3 protein-coding genes are annotated in these 2,565 nt (G+C 66.1%); 1 reads left to right on the plus strand and 2 read right to left on the minus strand.

What is annotated here, in order from left to right; all coding sequences use genetic code 11:
* The coding region (locus tag AC1DOC_RS28900) for a Bug family tripartite tricarboxylate transporter substrate binding protein (RefSeq protein ID WP_478131043.1) at positions 1–841 on the minus strand (841 nt) is incomplete at its 3' end.
* Positions 842–938: 97 nt separating this feature from the next.
* On the opposite strand from AC1DOC_RS28900, the gene AC1DOC_RS28905 reads away from it, so the two are divergent.
* Positions 939–1,865 (plus strand): LysR family transcriptional regulator, encoded by a 927-nt coding sequence (locus tag AC1DOC_RS28905; protein WP_478131044.1) that lies wholly within the window; start codon positions 939–941, stop codon positions 1,863–1,865.
* Between the two features lie 137 nt (positions 1,866–2,002).
* Here AC1DOC_RS28905 and AC1DOC_RS28910 read toward each other — a convergent pair.
* Positions 2,003–2,565, minus strand: a 563-nt coding sequence (locus AC1DOC_RS28910) for a tripartite tricarboxylate transporter permease (RefSeq protein ID WP_478131045.1), incomplete at its 5' end; no start/stop codon positions are given.

Below are 2,565 nucleotides of genomic sequence, written 5' to 3' on the forward strand. Positions count from 1 at the left end.
CCTCGGGATCGGCCAGCGCCTCGTTCGCGGCCTTGTTGACGCGCGCCACGATGTCCGCCGGCAGGCCCTTGGGACCGTAGAAGCCGAACCAGGTGTTCGACTCGAAGCCCGGCAGCGTGTCGGCGATCGGCGGCAGTTCAGGCGCGAGCGGGCTGCGCTTGGGCGTGGTGACGCCCAGCGCGCGCAGCCGGCCGTCGCGCACGTGCGGCATGCCGGTGGGCAGCGAATCGAACAGCACGTCGACCTTGCCGCTGATCAGGTCGGGAATGGCCAGCGCGGTGCCCTTGTAGGGAATGTGGGTCACGAACACGCCGGCCTGCGCCTTGAAGAGCTCCGCCGTGAGCTGCACGATGGTGCCGTTGCCGCTGGACGCGTAGTTGAGCTTGCCGGGGTTCTTCTTTGCGTGGTCAATCCATTCGCGCACGGTCTTTGCGGGCGAGTTGACCGGCACCAGCATGATGCTCGGCGCATCGCCCACATGCGCGATGGGCGTGAAGTCGCGCACCGTGTCATAGGGCAGCTTGCTGGTGATGGCCGGCCCGATGGAGTGGGTGCTGGTGGTGGCCAGCAGCAGCGTATAGCCGTCGGCCGGCGCCTTCGCGGCCATGTCGGAGCCGATGGCGCCGCCCGCGCCCGGCTTGTTGTCGATGATCAGCGAGGTGCCGAGCTTTTCGCTCATCTTCTGTCCGAGCGTGCGGGCGAAGAGGTCGGTTGCGCCGGCCGCCGGGAACGGCACGATCAGCCGCACCGGCTTGTTCGGATAGCCCTGGGCCACGCTGGCCGTCGATGCAGCCACGCAAAGCGCCGCCGCGGCCGCTTGGAGGAACTGGATTCTTTTCATGGTGCTGATTCTGGCCCGGTGGAGAAAAGCTCGCATGCTATGCAGCCGCCGCACATCAAGCCAGATAATCGAGCTTATTCAACTATGAGCGCTGTTTATGACAAAGAACGCCACGGAGGAAGTCTCGCTGCAGCAGCTGCGGGCGCTGGCGGCGGTCGCCGAATCGGGCAGCTTCACATTGGCAGCGGAAAGCCTGCAGCTGACGCAGCCGGCCATCAGCCACCTGGTCAAGCGCATGGAAGAGCAGCTCGGACAGCCGCTCATCGTGCGCGGCCGCCGTATCCAGTTCACGAGCGCGGGCCAAGTGATGGTCGAGACCGCCGTGCGGGCGCTGCGGATGATCGATGAATCGGTGGACGCCTGCCGCTCGCAGTCGCAGCTGCGCGAAGGACGCGTGGTGCTGGCCGTGGGCCATCTCACGGCGGGCGCCCTGCTGCCGCCGATGCTCGGCCGCTTCTCGCAGAAGCACCCCACGCTGGCCACCACGCTGCTCGACAGCACGGCCGAGCAGATGATCTCGCGCATCCTCTCGCAGGAGGCCGACCTGGGCTTCGGCTCGGACATCGGCCAGAAGCACTCGGAGCTGGCGACCGAGCCGCTGTTCACCGAGCGCATGGCCCTCTTCGTACGCGACGACCATCCGCTGGCCCAGCGCGTGGTGGTCGATGCCCGGCAGCTCGAGGCGCTGCCCTTCATCCACGTGAACCCCGACGCCAACGTGTGGCGCGCCGTGAGCCGCCAGCTGTCGAGCATGGCGAATGTGTATCCGCGCGTGGTCCACCATGTGTCGATGCTGTCGACGGCCTTCGGCCTGATCCAGGCGGGCGCGGGTGTGGCGCTCCTGCCGCGCTATGTGGAGGTGCTGATGCCCRGCAACCTGCGCGCGGTGGCTGTCACGCGCCCGGCGCTCGAATACCCGGTCGTCGCCATCCGCCTGGCCAAGCATCCGCTCAATCCCGCGGCCATGGCATTTCTCACCATGGCACGACAGCACATGAAACCACCAAGGGCTGCCAGGCCCTGAAAAAGAAAACGGCGCCCGAAGGCGCCGCCGTATTTTTCGTGGAACACCGCGGAACCGGCTATGCCGGGCCGCTGGTGTTGCCCCCTTGAGGGGGGAGTCGAGCTACACGAAGTGAGCGAGGGACGGGGGTGGGCCGTTTAATCCTCGACGAAGGCTTCTTCGCGCTTCGCCTTGACCGCCGGCAGCAGCACGATCACGAGCAGCAGCAAAGCGGCAAGCAGCAGGCCGAGCGAGATCGGACGCGTGACGAACACGCTCCAGTCGCCGCGCGACAGCAACAGCGAGCGGCGCAGGTTTTCTTCCATCATCGGCCCGAGGATGAAGCCCAGCAGCAACGGCGCAGGCTCGCAACCCAGCTTGAAGAAGGTGTAGCCCACGAAGCCGAAGATGCCGACCATCCAGATGTCCCAGGTGTTGTTGTTCGTGGAGTACACGCCGATGGCGCAGAACAGCACGATCGCCGGGAACAGGAACTTGTAGGGCACCGACAGCAGCTTGATCCACATGCCGATGAGCGGCAGGTTCAGGATGATCAGCATCGCGTTGCCCAGCCACATCGAGGCGATCAGGCCCCAGAACAGCTCGGGGTTGCTGGTCATCACCTGCGGGCCGGGCTGGATGTTGTGGATCGTCATTGCGCCCACCATCAGCGCCATCACCGCGTTGGGCGGAATGCCCAGCGTGAGCAGCGGGATGAAGG

This window comes from Variovorax sp. 01T439_2, from assembly GCF_056398445.1.